The 16,699-nt window shown below is 45.2% G+C and carries 13 protein-coding genes; 7 read left to right on the forward strand and 6 right to left on the reverse strand.

Annotated elements, in window-relative coordinates:
* Positions 1 to 51 precede the first annotated feature (51 nt).
* From QUB37_RS06200 to QUB37_RS06215, 4 genes are all read left to right on the forward strand, one after another.
* Positions 52 to 1,782 carry an ATP-binding protein gene (locus tag QUB37_RS06200; RefSeq protein WP_333160140.1) on the forward strand — a complete coding sequence of 577 codons (1,731 nt, stop codon included), beginning with the start codon at positions 52 to 54 and terminating at the stop codon, positions 1,780 to 1,782.
* Positions 1,783 to 2,656: 874 nt separating this feature from the next.
* The gene (locus QUB37_RS06205; RefSeq protein ID WP_333160142.1) at positions 2,657 to 3,661 is read left to right on the forward strand and encodes an RNA polymerase sigma factor, RpoD/SigA family; all 1,005 of its coding nucleotides are present in this window, start codon (positions 2,657 to 2,659) and stop codon (positions 3,659 to 3,661) included.
* 391 nt (positions 3,662 to 4,052) lie between these two features.
* Positions 4,053 to 4,550 (forward strand): hypothetical protein, encoded by a 498-nt coding sequence (locus QUB37_RS06210; RefSeq protein WP_333160144.1) that lies wholly within the window; start codon positions 4,053 to 4,055, stop codon positions 4,548 to 4,550.
* Between the two features lie 322 nt (positions 4,551 to 4,872).
* The gene (locus QUB37_RS06215) at positions 4,873 to 7,410 is read left to right on the forward strand and encodes a CHASE4 domain-containing protein (RefSeq protein WP_333160146.1); all 2,538 of its coding nucleotides are present in this window, start codon (positions 4,873 to 4,875) and stop codon (positions 7,408 to 7,410) included.
* Positions 7,411 to 7,460: 50 nt separating this feature from the next.
* Here QUB37_RS06215 and cobO read toward each other — a convergent pair whose 3' ends face one another.
* The 3 genes from cobO to QUB37_RS06230 form a co-directional block, all read right to left on the reverse strand.
* Complete coding sequence (gene cobO / locus QUB37_RS06220) at positions 7,461 to 8,087, reverse strand: cob(I)yrinic acid a,c-diamide adenosyltransferase (protein ID WP_333160147.1); 627 nt, start codon at positions 8,085 to 8,087, stop codon at positions 7,461 to 7,463.
* A gap of 58 nt (positions 8,088 to 8,145) precedes the next feature.
* The gene (locus QUB37_RS06225) at positions 8,146 to 8,724 is read right to left on the reverse strand and encodes a Uma2 family endonuclease (RefSeq protein ID WP_333160149.1); all 579 of its coding nucleotides are present in this window, start codon (positions 8,722 to 8,724) and stop codon (positions 8,146 to 8,148) included.
* Between the two features lie 156 nt (positions 8,725 to 8,880).
* The gene (locus QUB37_RS06230) at positions 8,881 to 9,498 is read right to left on the reverse strand and encodes a hypothetical protein (RefSeq protein WP_333160151.1); all 618 of its coding nucleotides are present in this window, start codon (positions 9,496 to 9,498) and stop codon (positions 8,881 to 8,883) included.
* A 117-nt stretch (positions 9,499 to 9,615) separates the two neighbouring features.
* Here QUB37_RS06230 and QUB37_RS06235 point away from each other — a divergent pair, with 117 nt between their 5' ends.
* The 3 genes from QUB37_RS06235 (at position 9,616) to rimM (ending at position 12,437) form a co-directional block, all read left to right on the forward strand.
* On the forward strand, positions 9,616 to 10,890 hold the full coding sequence (locus tag QUB37_RS06235; RefSeq protein ID WP_333160153.1) for a molybdopterin-binding protein: 1,275 nt from the start codon (positions 9,616 to 9,618) through the stop codon (positions 10,888 to 10,890).
* 138 nt (positions 10,891 to 11,028) lie between these two features.
* On the forward strand, positions 11,029 to 11,661 hold the full coding sequence (locus QUB37_RS06240) for a response regulator (protein WP_015179099.1): 633 nt from the start codon (positions 11,029 to 11,031) through the stop codon (positions 11,659 to 11,661).
* 134 nt (positions 11,662 to 11,795) lie between these two features.
* Positions 11,796 to 12,437 (forward strand): ribosome maturation factor RimM, encoded by a 642-nt coding sequence (rimM, locus tag QUB37_RS06245; RefSeq protein WP_333160172.1) that lies wholly within the window; start codon positions 11,796 to 11,798, stop codon positions 12,435 to 12,437.
* 69 nt (positions 12,438 to 12,506) lie between these two features.
* On the opposite strand, the gene QUB37_RS06250 is transcribed toward rimM, so the two are convergent.
* From QUB37_RS06250 to QUB37_RS06260, 3 genes are all read right to left on the reverse strand, one after another.
* Positions 12,507 to 12,965, reverse strand: coding sequence for a phosphate-starvation-inducible PsiE family protein (locus tag QUB37_RS06250; protein ID WP_333160155.1), 459 nt, complete (start codon positions 12,963 to 12,965; stop codon positions 12,507 to 12,509).
* Positions 12,966 to 13,325: 360 nt separating this feature from the next.
* Complete coding sequence (locus QUB37_RS06255) at positions 13,326 to 13,640, reverse strand: RNA-binding protein (protein ID WP_333143949.1); 315 nt, start codon at positions 13,638 to 13,640, stop codon at positions 13,326 to 13,328.
* Between the two features lie 743 nt (positions 13,641 to 14,383).
* A complete protein-coding gene (locus tag QUB37_RS06260; RefSeq protein ID WP_333160157.1) occupies positions 14,384 to 16,555 on the reverse strand; it encodes a nitrate reductase in 2,172 nt (723 codons plus the stop codon).
* Positions 16,556 to 16,699 lie beyond the last annotated feature (144 nt).

Consider the following 16,699-nt stretch of genomic DNA (forward strand, 5'->3'; position numbering starts at 1 on the left):
CAGACCGGGGAGTGTCAATAACAATCTAAAATCTAAAATCTAAAATCTAAAATGGATCGACCGTTAGGCTCTGTTATTCAAGGTTCCCTGAGCAAGGGATTAGAAGTGCGACTGCACGCCGATGTTTCGGTGGAAGATATGAGGGTGGGGAAATTTCTAGTAGTGCGGGGGGTGCGATCGCACTTTTTCTGTATGCTCACCGACGTGTCTCTGGGAACTTCTAGCGCCCGCATTTTATCGAATCCTCCCAATCCCGACGACGATTTTCTTCTCGCAGTGCTAGCCGGTAGCAGTACCTACGGTACGATCGAGCTTGCGCCCATGTTGATGCTGACTGCGGAAAAAGAAAAATCTCAAGCAATCTTCAATCCAACAGGTAACGGAGTCCCTGAGAAAAAGGTGGCGTTAGGAAATTTGGGCTCTTTTGAGGCGCAAAGTGGCGCCGATATGGAACTGCTGCCGGTTAAAACGATTCCCAGTCACTTTTCCCAGGTGTTTGATGCCAAAGAAACCGATTTTAGGGCGGTTTTTGGCTGGGAAGATGACCCGTACCGTTGCAATTTTGCGATCGGCAAACCGATTGACATGGACGTTGCTGTGTGCTTGGATTTAGACCGATTTGTGGAACGCAGCAACGGGGTTTTTGGCAAGTCGGGAACGGGAAAATCTTTTCTGACGCGCTTGCTTCTATCGGGAATTATTCGCAAGCAAGCTGCTGTTAATTTAATTTTTGATATGCACTCGGAGTACGGGTGGGAAGCTGTTTCGGAAGGGAAACAATTTAGCACTGTTAAAGGTTTGCGGCAGTTGTTTCCCGATAAAATTCAGATTTATACTCTCGATCCAGAATCGACAAAACGCCGGGGAGTCCGCGATGCTCAAGAGTTGTTTTTGAGTTTCGAGGAAATTGAAGTGGAAGATATCTCGCTGGTGCAGCGGGAGTTAAATTTGTCGGAAGCTAGTATCGAAAATGCGATTATTTTACGCAATGAGTTGGGCAAGGGTTGGATTAACAAGTTGCTGGAAATGACCAACGAAGATATTCAAATGTTTTGTGAAGAAAAGCGGGGAAATAAGTCTTCGATTATGGCTTTGCAGCGCAAATTAGAGCGTTTAAATGATTTGAAATATATTCGCAAACGCTGTCCAAAAAATTATGTAACTGAAGTTTTGCAGTGTTTGGATGCGGGGAAAAATGTAGTAATTGAGTTCGGTTCGCACTCGGATTTGCTGTCGTATATGTTAGCAGCAAATGTGATTACTCGCCGCATTCACGCCTCTTACGTGCGGAAAGCTGAGAAGTTTTTGATGAGCAAAAATCCGTGCGACAAGCCGCAGCCATTGGTGATTACCATTGAGGAAGCTCACCGCTTTCTCGATCCGGCGATCGTGCGATCGACTATTTTCGGTACGATCGCCAGAGAAATGCGAAAATACTTCGTAACCCTGCTGATTGTAGACCAACGTCCTTCCGGCATCGACGCCGAAGTCATGTCGCAAGTCGGAACGCGGATCACAGCTTTGCTAAACGATGATAAAGACATCGAGGCTATTTTTACCGGCGTTTCTGGAGGGCAGAGTTTGCGTTCAGTTTTGGCAAAACTCGACTCCAAACAGCAAGCATTAGTTTTGGGGCACGCCGTACCCATGCCCGTAGTCGTGCAAACTCGCCCCTATGACGAGCAATTCTACAGAGAAATTGGGGATATTGACTGGCAAGAAATGCCGGATGAACAAGTATTTGCCGAGGCAGAATCTGCTAAAATGGATTTGGGATTTTAGATTAAAAACTGCTAGATTTATTACAGAACTTAAGCAAAGGTTACTGTAAATTAGTCTTTGCGAACAATTGGCGATCGCTGGCAATGACAGAAATATCTGATTTTTGCCTCAGTTATAAACGAAAAAGTGCGATCGAACGTCAAAAAAATTAGGCCCCAGCTTTCAGTCAGAAGCTTTTCCCCTTTCACCCCCTCACCCCTCATCCCTAAAGGCCCAAAATTTGCTTAAGCTTAAACATGATGGAGATGATGGAGCCTAGAGGCACAATGAAAGTCAAACAGGGCAACAGCCAGCCTTTATACACCTTGTCGTTACTCGTAGCAGAATTGGGTTAGCATATTTAAATAAAAATGTCAATAAATATTTTAAACAGTTACTCCCATCTAATACGGCGATCCAGTTCGGTTATCTCGCATCCCACCATCTAGGCAGCGAGAAAATTTCAAGCGATGATGGAACAGAGAGCAAAACAAAGCCCTCGAATAGCATGAGTCTGCATGAGTATTGTGAAGTTGAGTGGCAGTTAAAACTAACAGGGAATTCAAAACCTTAAGGAAAAATGTAGAATCTTGACCTTAAGACAGAGGTTTTTACTCTTTACGATCCTCAAAATTGGGAATAATATTGAGAAAACTAAACTCTTGCTTCACTTCGCCTTGAACTAGCCGTTAAAGCTAGCGAGCTACCGAAAATCGACGGCGATTACTGGAAAATCAAGCACAAAAGTAATCCCAAACAAAAAGCTTCTACCGATCGTCACCGATAAACAAGAGGGGAAACATCCCCTTTGTCGCAGTCTTTATCCCACTTGCAAAAGTGGGACAGGGTATCACCAACTTTTTATCTGTTGTTACAAGGAGTGCAATACTCACCCATGTCCACCACAACCCCCAAAAACAAAACAGTGAAAGCCGATCGCATGGGCAGCCGGCCATACTCCTCAACGGATACGGTTCGTGCCTATCTGCACGAGATCGGTCGTGTACCCCTGCTAACCCGAGAAGAAGAAATTGTTTTCGGGAAGCAAGTGCAGCAAATGATGAAATTAATCGAAGCAAAACAAGCACTTGCTAAAGAATGGCAGCGGGATCTGACGGATCAAGAGTGGGCTGCCGAAATGGAGTTGACCGAACCTGAACTTAACCGGATATTGCATTTAGGGCGGCGCGCCAAGCAAAAGATGATTGAAGCGAATTTGCGGCTAGTAGTGGCGATCGCCAAAAAATACCAGAAACGCAATATGGAATTCTTGGATTTAATTCAAGAAGGTACTCTTGGTTTAGAACGAGGAGTCGAAAAATTTGACCCGATGCGGGGATACAAATTTTCCACATACGCCTACTGGTGGATTCGGCAAGCAATTACCCGCGCGATCGCCCAACACGCCCGCACAATTCGATTGCCAATTCACATCACCGAAAAACTCAACAAAATCAAAAAAGTGCAGCGGGAACTCACCCAGCAGTTGGGCCGGTCTCCCTCCCCTGGGGAAATTGCCACCGCCTTGGAACTGCACCCTTCCCAGATTCGGGAATACCTGCTGATGGCAAGACATCCAGTTTCTTTGGACTTGCGGGTAGGAGACAACCAAGATACCGAACTGCAAGAACTCTTAGAAGACGAAACGGCATCTCCAGACAACTACATTACCTCGGAATTACTGCGGCAAGACCTCAATACTTTGATATCAGAACTTACCCCCCAGCAGCGAGATGTAATAATTCTGCGCTTCGGTTTGGAAGACGGCACAGAAATGTCTCTGGCGAAAGTCGGAGAACGGTTAAATCTCAGCCGGGAACGGGTGCGGCAGCTAGAACATCAAGCCCTTGCCCACCTGCGCCGCCGCCAATCTCAAGTCCGAGAATACTTGGCGAGTTAGTCACTAAAAAAGTTGAGATTTTTCCCAAAATCTCAACTTTTTTTTTCGTGTTGGCGCTGCTGGGAAGGATAATTTTATGCCAGTTAAAAAAAAGAATGCAACTGTAGACCCGTGATCCAAACCCTTATGGAATAGGTCACGCCAAATTATTCAATTCTTTAATCTAAAATTAAAAATCTAAAATGGTATTATTTGAGGGGTCGATCTCGCGATCGGGGCGGACGCAAAATTTGTCAAAACTAATCTTAGATTTAAGTTCAGGCATCGGGCGGGCGATCGTTCATTCAAGTTTATAGCCAACATTAAGCCAAATACCCGGTTTCTCTACAATCTTTGTGAAACTGGTACAAGAGGCGCTTGAAACCAGCTATTTGAAATTTTGGGGTCTGGAGTGGTTTTGACTTATTTGATATTAACAGGAAGTTTAGAAGCGATCGCGATCTTGCTTGCTCTCTCGCCCGGTAACTTGAGCATCGCATTCCCCGCACGCCGATCACACCACTCGGACATCAAATCCGGCGTTTTTAGCTCGCAATCTCCGCCCAATTCTGGGCCAGATACAGCTAGCACAGGTTTAGCAGATGGCATTTACCTCTACGGTCAGTCGAGCCAGCCAGAGGAAATTAAACAAGAATATTTTGTATTTGAAATGCGGCAGAGTAAGGTAGTCGGCGCTTTTTACCTGCCTCGGTCTGCTTTTTACTGTTTTTACGGCACGGGCGATCGAACTCAGTTAAATTTAACAGTAGTGGATAGTTACGACGGCAGTCGCTCTCCCTACTCGGTAAACCTGCAAAAGTATTACCCAATTTCCACCATCAGCGAGAACGATCGGCGCATCTTGGGAATTTGCAAAGAATCTCACAAAGAGCAGGTGTGGGAAAAGTAGGAAACACACGCTGCGCCACCAGTCAATCGATTTTAGATTTTAGATTTTAGATTTGAAGAAAGCAACCCCACTGATACATCGGGTGCGCCCGGACTAAATTGCTTTCGGTCAGGATTCAGGAAACAGTAGTAAAATTGCTCCTGAGTTGAGAATTATCAATTTTAGATTTTAGATTTTAGATTTTAGATTTTAGAATTGAAGAAAGCAACCCCACTGATACATCGGACGCCCCGGAGCAAATTGCTTTCGGTCAGGGTTCAGGAAACAGTAGTAAAATTGCTCCTGAGTTGAGATTTCGGACGGACACCACACACATGGCAAGATGAAACTGCGTCGGAAAACCCTATCGATCATTGGTATTACCATCGCTGGATTGACTGGCATTCTGTATGCCACCTCCTCAAGCATCCTCTTGGGCAGCCTGATCAAAGCAGAGGAACAAGAAGCCACACAGGTTGTCAAGGGAGTGCTCAGCGTGTTCGGGCAAACCGCAGATGACTTCAACTCGCGCTTTGCCGACTGGTCGTCTTGGGACGACACCTACACTTTCATGCAAAACGGCAACTCAAAATTCATTGCCTCCAATTTAATTCCAGAAGGGCTGGCTAATGTGAGAGTTAATATAGCGGTCTTTGTCAATACTTCTGGCAAAATACTTTACGGTACGGGTTTCGACAGCCAAAAGCTGAAACTAACGCCTGTTCCAGAAGCATTAAAACGCCGCATTTCTCTCAATGACCCGCTGTTGCAGCACCCCAACCCCAAGAGCAGCCTCGCTGGTATCATGCTGCTACCGTCAGGGCCGATACTGATTACTTCCCGGCCAATTCTCACGACTAAAAGCACCGGTCCCATTCGGGGTACGCTGGTATTCGGGCGCAATTTGGATGCTGCGAGCATTGCGAGGGTTTCTAAAATTACTCGCTTGCCCCTCATTGTACACAGCGTTAATGAGGCTCAGTTGCCTGCAGACTTCGAGAAAGCGCGGGAGAAACTGTCGGAAAAACAACCGATTTTTGTGCGTCCTTTAAGCGAAGAGTCGATCGCGGGTTACGCCCTAATCCGCGATATTTACAACCAACCTGCGCTGCTATTGCGGGTGGATATCCCCAGAGAAATATATCGGCAAGGTCAAATTAGTTTGCTGTACCTGCTGGGGTCTGTAGCGTTAGCGGGAGTTGGGTTGGTCGGCTGTACTCTGCTACTGCTAGAGCGTCTGGTGCTGTCTCGGTTGAGCGGTTTGGCGAAAACAGTGAAGCGCGTCAGTAGCAGCCAAGACCTTTCGGTGCGACTACCGGTGACGGGCGAAGATGAGTTGTCCGACCTTGCCCATGCTATCAACGGAATGTTGAGTGCGATCGCCCAAGCCGAAAGCGAACAACTTGAGGAAAAAGCCCGCTACCGAGCCGTAGTGGAGCAAGCTACAGATTGTATATTCCTGTGGGACGCTCAAACCAAACGCCTTTTGGAAGCCAATACAGCGTTTAGAGACCTGCTCGATTACAGTCTTGATGCGATTTGGCAACTAACTATTTACGATATCATCGCTTACTCTAAAGACCTAATTGACAACAATATCGAGTTGCTGCTGACGGACAAACAATTCAGAATTGGCGAAGTTCTCTACCGTCGCCGAGACGGTTCCTGCGTGGATGTAGAAGTGAGCGGGAGCGTGATTTCCTACGGCGGCCGCGAGATTATTTGCACGGTTGTCCGCGACATTACCGAGCGCAAGCAAGCCGAAGCCGAACTGCGAGCCTCGGAAGAACGCTACAGACTTTTGTTTAAAAATAACCCCCATCCGATGTGGGTTTACGATTTAGAAACTCTAGAATTTATAGCCGTCAATCAGGCTGCTGTCCAACACTACGGCTACACTCGCGACGAATTTCTCAACATGACCGTTGCGGACATTCGTCCCCCCCAAGAGTTGCCGAAATTCCTAGAAAATATAACCCAACTAGATGCCGGTATTGACTTTGCAGGTGTGTGGAAGCACCAGAAAAAAGACGGAACAATTATTGATGTAGAAATTACTTCTTATACCATGATCTTTGATAGCAGGAATGCTGAATTAGTGCTGGCTCAAGACGTGACCGACCGCTTGCAAGCAGAGGTAGAACTCTACAAGGCAAAGGAAGCCGCAGAAGCAGCTAATTTGGCTAAAAGTCAGTTTTTAGCTAACATGAGCCACGAACTGCGAACTCCTCTGAATGCGATTATCGGTTACAGCGAGATTCTGCAAGAAGAGGCTTTAGATTTGGGCGAAGAAGATTTTGTGTCGGATTTGGAGAGAATTCACCATTCAGGCCAGCTTTTACTTTCCTTAATTAATGATATTCTCGACTTGTCGAAGATTGAAGCCGGTCATGCGGAACTTGAATTAGAAACTTTTGACGTGTCGGAGACAGTTCAAAATGTAGCGAGAACTGTTGAACCGCTATTTTTGCGAAACACTAATCGCCTGAATGTAGAGTGTCCTAATAATATTGGCGAATTGTATTCCGATCAAATTAAGTTTACTCAGATTTTGTTTAATTTGCTCAGTAATGCAGCTAAGTTTACTCATAAAGGAACAGTTACACTCAGCGTTGAAAAAATTAAAAATGACGAAAATAGTTGGGAATCTGAACAGTTAATTTTTAAGTGTTCTGATACGGGAATTGGGATAACTCCTGAACAACTACAAAAATTATTTCAACCTTTTACGCAAGCTGATGCTTCGACTACCCGCAAGTACGGAGGTACGGGTTTGGGTTTGGCAATAGCGCAGAAATACTCTCAAATGCTGGGGGGAGAAATTACTGTGAGTAGCGAGTTTGGCAAGGGGTCAACTTTTACTCTGATGTTGCCAGCATAGCTCTTTTTTGAAATTTTAGATGGACGCCAAAGTATTGACTACAAACAACATTAATACTCAATACCTGCTTGAGCTTTAATCCCTTGTTCTCGGAATGGATGCTTAACTAAAGTCATTTCTGTCACCAAGTCGGCCCGTTCAATTAACGCTGGCGGGGCGCCTCTGCCTGTTAAAATAATGTGGGTTTCTTCGGGTTTTTGGTCTAACCCGGAAAGCACTTGCTCGACTTGCAAATAACCTAGTTTTAATGCTATATTGACTTCATCTAGAAGAACTAATTTAAATTCGGGATTGCAGATAAAAGTTAGGGATTTTTCCCAGGCTTTTTGAGCTGTTTCGATATCTCGATCGCGGTCTTGCGTGTCCCAGGTAAAGCCTTCTCCCATTGCATGAAATTCTAGCTGTTTTTCCCAGAGTTGAAAAACGGCTTTCTCTGCGGGTTCCCAGGCGCCTTTGATAAATTGTACTATGGCGACGCGGTATCCATGACCGAGCGATCGCACAACCATTCCCAAGGCAGCCGTGGTTTTGCCTTTACCGTTACCCGTATTGACTATAATTAAACCTTTTTCTTTGGAAGAGTTAGCGATTCGCTGTGATTGCACTTCTTGGCGCCGCTGCATTTTCTGTTTGTGTTGTTCCGCTGTTAAGCCAGTAGTTTCTGTATTGGTTTCCATATTTTTTTTAAAACCGCCGATAAACGCAAATAAACGTTGATAGATGGAAGATGTCTAGTTATTGCCACAGTGTTTTCAAGTTTAGCACGAAACCGGGCAAAACATCTTCTCCTGAAAGTTCTGTTGGACATTCCAAAACTTCTATTTCTTGTCCTTGGCGATAGATTTCGACTCTCCGGGTTTTGCGGTTGATTAACCAGCCTAGTTTGACTTGATTATTCATGTATTCTTGCATTTTATCTTGAGTATCTTTGAGGCTGTCTGTCGGCGACATTAACTCTAAGACAAAATCCGGGGCAATGGGAGGGAATTTTTGTTTTTGTTCGGGAGTGAGTGCATCCCATCTTGATTTTTCAATCCAAGAGACATCGGGAGAACGGTTTGCACCGCTTGGCAGTTTGAAGCAAGTTGAAGAATCGAAACAAATTCCCAGTTTAGTTTGTCTGTTCCACATCACAAAATCCGCATTAATTTCTGAATTGTAATTTCCGGTTTCTCCTCCTGTGGGTGACATAACGATTATTTCTCCTTTGGCGTTGCGTTCAAATTTGACATCGGGGTTTTCGCGGCACAATTGATAAAATTGGTCGTCGGTTAGTTTAACTATGGAGTTGAAGTTGAGGGTAACTGCTATCATGGTATTTTATCAGGATGCGTTGGGACTTTTAAGCCAGATTATGTATATAAATGCAGCTCAATGCCGATCGATGCAGATGCTGTAAATATTAATGGTTAAGAGGATTTTAGGAATATTTTTTGATGCACTTTTACTCATTATATCATGTACTTATAACTAGCCATCAATATTTTTATAAAAAGCTTTTTGGAGGAAACACTTACAGACATACCAATAATAAAATGCAATGTTAATTTCGCTAAATAGTTTAGGTACTCCCTCTAGTAAACTGGAGAATATTTTGTTTTTTAAATGTAGGGAATCCACGCCGATCGCAAAAAACAACAAGCCTACACCCGCTAACAATATTTGGTAGGGAGTCAACTTTAGTTCTCGCCGAAAAAACCATCCGTAGGAGGACAAAACAACGGCGTATAAAAGACTTACTCCTAGCTTAGGAATTCCCCCGGCCACCATATATATATGAATTCTGTAAATTTCATTTAGTAAAAATCCACCTGTTAACAAAGCCGAAAACAGAATAAATCGATTTTCTGAAGTGCGCGGTTGAATACTTTGAGCTAATTTATAGGTGAAAGTACAAACAATGACGGGTACAGAACATAAAATTTGGAAAGTCCGAGTTAACAAGGCGACATTGGGATGGGGATAAGAATAAGGCGGCAAGAATAAATCGCTGACTTTTAACCCTGAAAGTTGAGTTAAAAATATCAGTATCGCCACCACAAATAAGGATAAACAATTGAGTCTAACAACCAAACGAGAAAGAGTCATAAGCAATTAACACCAAAAATTAGGTTGACTGCCCAAATACAAAAAAATTATATCACCAATATCTCTGGATATTTTGCTAAACTTAATCATGAGTGTTATCAAAACAAGGAGACAGTCATGCTGTCAGTGAAAGAAGCAGAATCGATCGTTCTAAATTTGGCGCAACCCCTCGACAGTCAGCGGGATGTAGAAACTGTAGACTTGCTGGCAGCATCGGGGCGCATTTTGGCGGCACCCGTCACTGGTTCCCTGGATTTTCCTTATTGGGATAATTCAGCAATGGATGGGTACGCGGTGCGGTTTGCGGATGTGGAAAATTGCAGCGCCGAAAAACCAGCGGTACTCGAAGTAGTAGAAGAGATTCCAGCCGGATATCAGCCTCAAAATACCTTGCAATCGGGGCAAGCGGCGCGAATTTTTACGGGTGGTATGATGCCAGAGGGTGCTGATACGGTGGTAATGCAGGAAGAAACAAGGCGTGAGGGCGATCGTATTTTTATCTTAGTTTCTCCTGAAAAACCGCAAGCATTTGTCAGGCCGGGAGGCGCTTTTTATCAAGCAGGAACAACTTTGCTAACTCCCGGTACAGTTATCAATGCCCCTGAAATGGCGGTGTTAGCAACTGCCCAGTGCATTCAAGTTCCCGTTTATCGGCGACTGCGGGTGGCAATTTTTTCTACGGGTGACGAATTGGTATCGCCTGACCAACCTTTGACACCGGGGAAACTGGTAGACTCGAATCAGTATGCTTTGACAGTTTTGTTGGCACAAATGGGATTTGAACCGATTCGATTGGGCATTGTTCCTGATAATGAAGAAGCGTTAAACAAGGCGATATCCGACGCTGTTGCAACAGCGGATGTGGTGCTTTCTACGGGCGGCGTCTCGGTAGGAGACTACGATTATGTCGAGAAAATTTTGGCAGATTTGGGAGGAAAAGTTCACATTAGTTCTGTGGCGATTAAGCCGGGGAAACCTTTAACTGTTGCTGAGTTTAAACGAGGTGAAAAAAATGATGATTCGCCGAGTTTGAGTTCGGATTGTCTCTATTTTGGTTTGCCGGGAAATCCGGTTTCGGCTTTAGTCTGCTGTTGGCGGTTTGTTGTGCCTGCTTTGAGAAAGATGTCTGGGCTTGCCCCGGATGCTTGGGGGCCGGAGTTTCTCAAAGCTAGGTGTAATGCTGAATTGCGATCGCAGGGCAAGCGCGAAACTTATGTTTGGGGTAAACTGCATTTAGTTGCCGGAGTGTGGGAATTTGAACCTGCTAGTGGCAGCCAAAATTCAGCGAATTTAATTAACCTCGCAAATACAAGTGGTTTAGCAGTTTTGCCACCAACGGACACCTGGATTGTACCAGGCGAATTCGTGGAGGTTTTAAAAGTTAGTCATTAGTTATTTGTTATTTGTTATTGGTTCGGTATAAGTTCCTGTAAAATATTAACAACTAAGTAATCTTCCTTCTTCCTTCTTCCTTCTTCCTGACATCCGTTACATCCCGTACATTGCTCGTTGCCGAACTTCCTTCGTATTATGAAAATTTTAATTGTTGAAGATGACCCGATGATGCAACTGGGATTAGAGCAAGTTTTAGCCGATTCCCCAGAAATAGAAATAGTAGGACAAGCAGAAGACGGCTATTTAGGCGTAGCAGCCGCACTGAAACTCAAACCTGATATTATTGTAATGGATATCGGTTTGCCACGACTCGACGGCATAGCAGCGACGCAGCAAATTAAAGCACAACTGCCAGAAGTTCGAGTAGTAATGTTAACTTCTCACACGGCAGAAACTGAAATTATTGCTGCCCTTTCTAGCGGGGCTGATGCTTATTGTATTAAAGGTGCTTCCGTAGACAGGCTGTTAGCAGCGATTGCAGCCGCAGCAGAGGGCGCTACATATCTTGACCCTCAAATTGCCCGGACTGTCATCGAACACCTGAAACCCCCCATACCTGCCTCTACAACTACTTTTGGTCAGTTGTCGCAGCGGGAGTTGGAGGTGTTAAAATTAATGGTGGAAGGTAATAGCAATCCAGAAATAGCAGCGGCGCTTTACTTGAGTCCAAATACTATTAAAACTCACGTTCGCGGTATTATGAATAAGTTGGCAGTGGATGACCGCGTGCAAGCCGCAGTGGTAGCGCTGAGAACTGGATTGGTGTAAAGAAGTCATTAGTCATCAGTGATTAGTCATTAGTTATTTGTTGTTTGCTACCAAGGCTTTTCTGCTACCAATGCCCCATGCCCAATTCCCAATTCCCAATTGCCAATTCCCAATTCCCAATTCCCAAAAAGTTTATGTCTGAATGGATAGAAATCGGTAAAATTGTAGCAGCTCAAGGTTTGGACGGGGAAGTGCGAGTCTATCCCGATTCGGATTTCCCTGAAAGGTTTATCGAACCGGGAAAGCGGTGGATTTTGCGCCCTAACAAAAGTGAACCGGAACCGATCGAGTTTTTGGGCGGTCGCTACATTCCGGGCAAAGGGCTGTATGCTGTAGAGGTAGAGGGTGTGGAAGACCGCGATGGTGCTGAGGCGCTGCGGGGCTGTAAGTTGTTTGTTGAAAAGACCGATCGACCTTACCTTGAATCTGATGAGTTTTACGTCCAAGATTTGATCGGTATGGAAGTTTTTAACCAGTTAACCGGGGAAATCTTAGGCAAGGTAAGTGATATTATTCCCGCAGGTAACGACCTTTTAGAAGTAGAAACGAATCTAACACCGCCGGAAACTGTCGCCGCAGAATTGGAAAAGCCGAAACAGCCTGAAACTCCCAAAGCAAATGCTGACCCCAGAAATACCCGCAAACCACGGAAAATTCGCGTTAAAGAGCCTAAATCAACAAAAATATTGATTCCTTTTGTGGAAGAGATTGTGCCAGTTGTTGACTTAGAACAAGGCAGAATTGAAATTGTGCCTCCTCCTGGTTTGTTGGAATAATATCATGTCCGGTCGAGCGACCGGATAGGATATTTTTCATTAAAAATTCGCCATCCCCACTTCCCAATATTAATTATTTCCTCTATTTGTGAACCGCACTATCAAGTAACTAATGGAAAGCGCGAAAATTGCAGTAGCCAAACCAATCAAGTCGGCTGCTGTTTTCTTTTCTAGGTCAAGAATGATGATTTTTCGAGATACTGCTATCAAAGAAGTTACAATAACTAGCTCTACTTGAATTACGTGCTTTTTCAGATAAGCTGTAATATTTTCCAATATTTCTAGAGCAATTAAAACATTTAAAAATAACCCAAATATGACAAACAACGTGTCTTTTAACAAATTATCACTGTGGTTTACAAATTCTTTTGCTAAAAAAATCAGCAAATCGCAAACGCTGAGGAGAATTACCCAAATCATCGCCAGTGATAAAATTTTCGATATTGCTACTTCTACACTTTCTGTAAAATGCAGAAAATTTTCATCACTGCCTGACTTGGAAATTTGCTTAAATATTTTTTTCAGCATAAAAGTGATTTAGTCTTGATTCTTAATGATTCTGTCATTGTTCGGTACACTTTGCAAGGGCAAAACTCTGTGATTGCTTGGTTTTACGGCGCCACCCGGGCACTGGGGAAGGCGACTCTCTCTGCCTCTTATATTTTCTAGTTTTTCGTGTCAGCTAGGGATCGATCGCACGCCATCGACCTCCTGATTAATAATTTTTGCCATAAAAAAACCTCAAACTATTGTCTAGCAATATTTTGAGGCTTTTAAGGCGCGGTGCTACCACTGAAATAACTATCTATTCTCAACAGAGAATGATTGTTGACTCCCAGCTTGCTCCGACGCAATATACAAGATAGCTAAAAATTTAGCTCGGGTGGTTTAGTAGCGACGAGAATTGCCACCGCGATCGTTGTTGCCCCAGTTACCACCACCAGAATTGGAACCACGTTCTTCACGGGGTTTTGCTTTGTTGACTTTAAGGTCGCGACCCATCCACTCAGCACCGTCAAGAGCCTCAATGGCTGCGGCTTCTTCGGCTTCAGTAGACATTTCTACAAAAGCGAAGCCCCGCATCCGACCTGTTTCCCGGTCAGCAGGCAACTGAACGCGCTTTACTGTACCGTACTCTCCAAAAGTTTGGTTGAGGTGCTCCTGCGTTACTTCGTAGGATAAATTGCCGACATAGATTGACATTGAACATTCTCCAGAATCAGAGGGTGTAGAGATTTAAATCCGGAGGAACGCCGATAGAACGAACTGTACTGCCGAAAATAAAGCCTTGTAAAACAATTATAGCACCTATGGGTGCAAACTGCAATTGTCTGACTCGATTAATTAAAAAGAAGGCAGAAGGCTTTCGCCAGAAGACGTTCTCCCGAAGGAAAACCCCCCCCCATGTTGATCGCCCGCGGCTTCCCGCTGGTTCTTCGGTGATTTTTGACATTCCCCTGCTTGAAGGCGAGGGGATTCTTGGTTCTGCGACATACCTTAAAACTTATCTATCCTTGCGGCAGTGTTTAAACCAGGTATCCGTTCAAAAGAACCCAATATCGAGCTTAATTTAGATAGCCGAGCGAGGGTTTGTCTCCCCAAGCTTTCGAGAATTGCTTCTCTTGTTTCTGTGTGCCCCACAGTACATTTTAGAAATAAAAAGTTTAGTCTCTGATTTTGGCTTACATTAGTTAGCCCAGCTATGTTTTTCGTGGTTTTCGCCACCCACTAACCATTATTGTTTTCCCACCAGTCGTTTGAGCGTGGTGTCTCATGTGTATCGGCGGTTATTCTACCTGTAGTATAGTTATTGCGCTATACAATGAACACAATGCAAGAAAGTTCAAGAAAACACTTAACAAAAGTTGATAATTAATTAAAGCCGTCCTAGAAGGACGGGGCTTTAGACCCAATTTCTTGGTAACATCCCCTAGTTGGACGGCTGCTCAAGAAGTGACGGCGAGGGTGGATTTTGCCCAATTAAATTCCTCAACTTCTGCGGCAGTTTCTGCCCCAACCAGCACCAACTGCACCGCACAAGCTTTTAACTCGGGCTGTTTGGAATCTGGACAGCTTGCAGCATGAGTCAGGGCATTGGCTTCAGCCACTTCTGCCCACAGAGAACCCCAGTGCATCGGTACAAATAGCGTACCTGGGGCGATCGCCTTTGTGACTTTGGCCGGAAACTGCGCCTTGCCGCGGCGCGATCGAACTTCCAGCAAATCCCCCTCCTTAATCTGCAATTTGGCAGCATCGCGGGGATGAATTTCCAAAAACGGATCGGGGTGCAATTGATTAATTTTTTCTGTTCTACCCGTCCGCGTCATCGTGTGCCAGTGTCCGTAAACTCTCCCTGTCGTCAACACAAACGGATAATTCGGATCGGGAGGTTCTGCCAGTCCCCGCGAGTGATAGGCCGAAAATCTCGCCCGTGCGTCAGGAGTGTGAAAACGCCTGTCAGTATACAGCCGTTTCGCTTCGTTCGCTGGATGCACAGGCTCGTTTTCCCGGCAAGGCCACTGCTGCGGCCCTTCTTGGCGGATGTATTCGTGGCTGAGGCCAGTCATGTCGCAAGGCTGGCCCCGCGTCAACTGCACGTACTCTTTAAAAACCTCCGCACTGTTCTCGAAAGCAAAGTGTTCAGCAAAACCCAACCGCCGTCCCACTTCGGCGAAAATTCTCCAGTCGTCACGGGCTTCCCCGGAGGGAGTGTCGAAACCGGGACAAAAGGTAACGCGGCGTTCGGAATTCGTCATTACTCCGGTTTTTTCGCTCCACTGCGTTGCCGGCAGCAGGATGTGAGCGTAGGCGGAGGTTTCAGTGGGATAGTAAGCTTCTTGATAAATAGTAAAGGGCGATCGCAGCAAAGCGGCTTTAGTGCGCTCCAAATCCGGCATACTCACCACCGGATTAGTCGCTGCAATCCACAGCAACTCGACTTCGCCAGTTTCCAAACCGGTAATCATCTCCCAAGCTGTGCGGCCTGGATTCGGGGAAATACTTCCCGGTGCGATTCCCCAAAACTCCTCGACTTGGGTTCTGTGTTCAGCATTTTTCACAAATCGGTAGCCTGGGAGCAAGTGAGACAGTCCTCCGGCTTCCCGCCCTCCCATCGCGTTTGGCTGGCCGGTGAGGGAAAACGGGCCGCATCCCGGTTTGCCGATTTGACCGGTCATCAAGTGCAAATTAATCAGCGATCGCACCTTTGCCGTACCTTCCGACGACTGGTTCATTCCCATCGACCACAGAGACAAAACGCGCTGCGACTGTTCCCAGTAGTTTGCCGCCATTTCTAACTCGCTGACAGTAATGCCGCAGCGCGAGGCTACAAACTCCGGCGTGTAGCTGCTAATAACCTCAGCAAAATCTGAAAAATTAGCCGTGCATTCTTCAATAAACTCAGAATCTATTGCTTGCCTGCGTAACAGCAAATATGCAATTCCGTTAAGCAAATCTATATCCGTACCTGGTTTAATTGCTAAGTGCAAATCCGCCGCTTCCGCAGTCGGAGTCCGCCTTGGATCTACCACAATCATCTTGACATTTGGATTTTTTTTGTGGTATTTTGCTAATCGATTGAATACGATCGGATGGCATTCTGCTGTATTGCTACCGATAATAAAAGCGCAATCAGTTAATTCTAAATCGTCGTAACAGCAAGGTGGCCCGTCCGAGCCAAAGCTTTGAACGTATCCAGAGACTGCTGAAGACATACACAAGCGAGAATTCGCATCAAAATTATTAGTACCCAGACAACCTTTCATCAGTTTCTGGGCAATATAATAATCTTCTGTTGCGAATTGACCCGAACCGTAAACGCACAAAGCATCGGGGCCGCTGGTGCTGCGAATTGTTTGGATTCGGTTAACAATTGCATCAAGAGCTTCGTCCCAGCTAGCGCGGCGGAACGGTTGGTCGAGAGTATCTCGCATCATCGGATACAGTAGCCGATCGCTCCGAATGGACTCTGCTACGGTTGCTCCCTTAATACAAACCATGCCCTGACTTGATGGGTGATTGCGATCGCCCCGCACTTTCCAACTTTGTTTTTTGTCGGGAACAACTTCTAGACCGCAACCTACACCGCAGTATGGGCAAAGAGTTTTTATAGTTTCCATCTGGTGATTTTAGATGCTAATTTTTGAAAGCTAATGGGTAATTGGTAATTCGTCATTATAGTCGGAACTGAGGGCTCCTGCAAATAATGTTTTAATCATTACTAACTTACCGCAAAAATGCTTCACAGCAACGGACAATACCCT

Source organism: Microcoleus sp. AT3-A2 (assembly GCF_036705685.1).
GTDB lineage: Bacteria > Cyanobacteriota > Cyanobacteriia > Cyanobacteriales > Microcoleaceae > Microcoleus.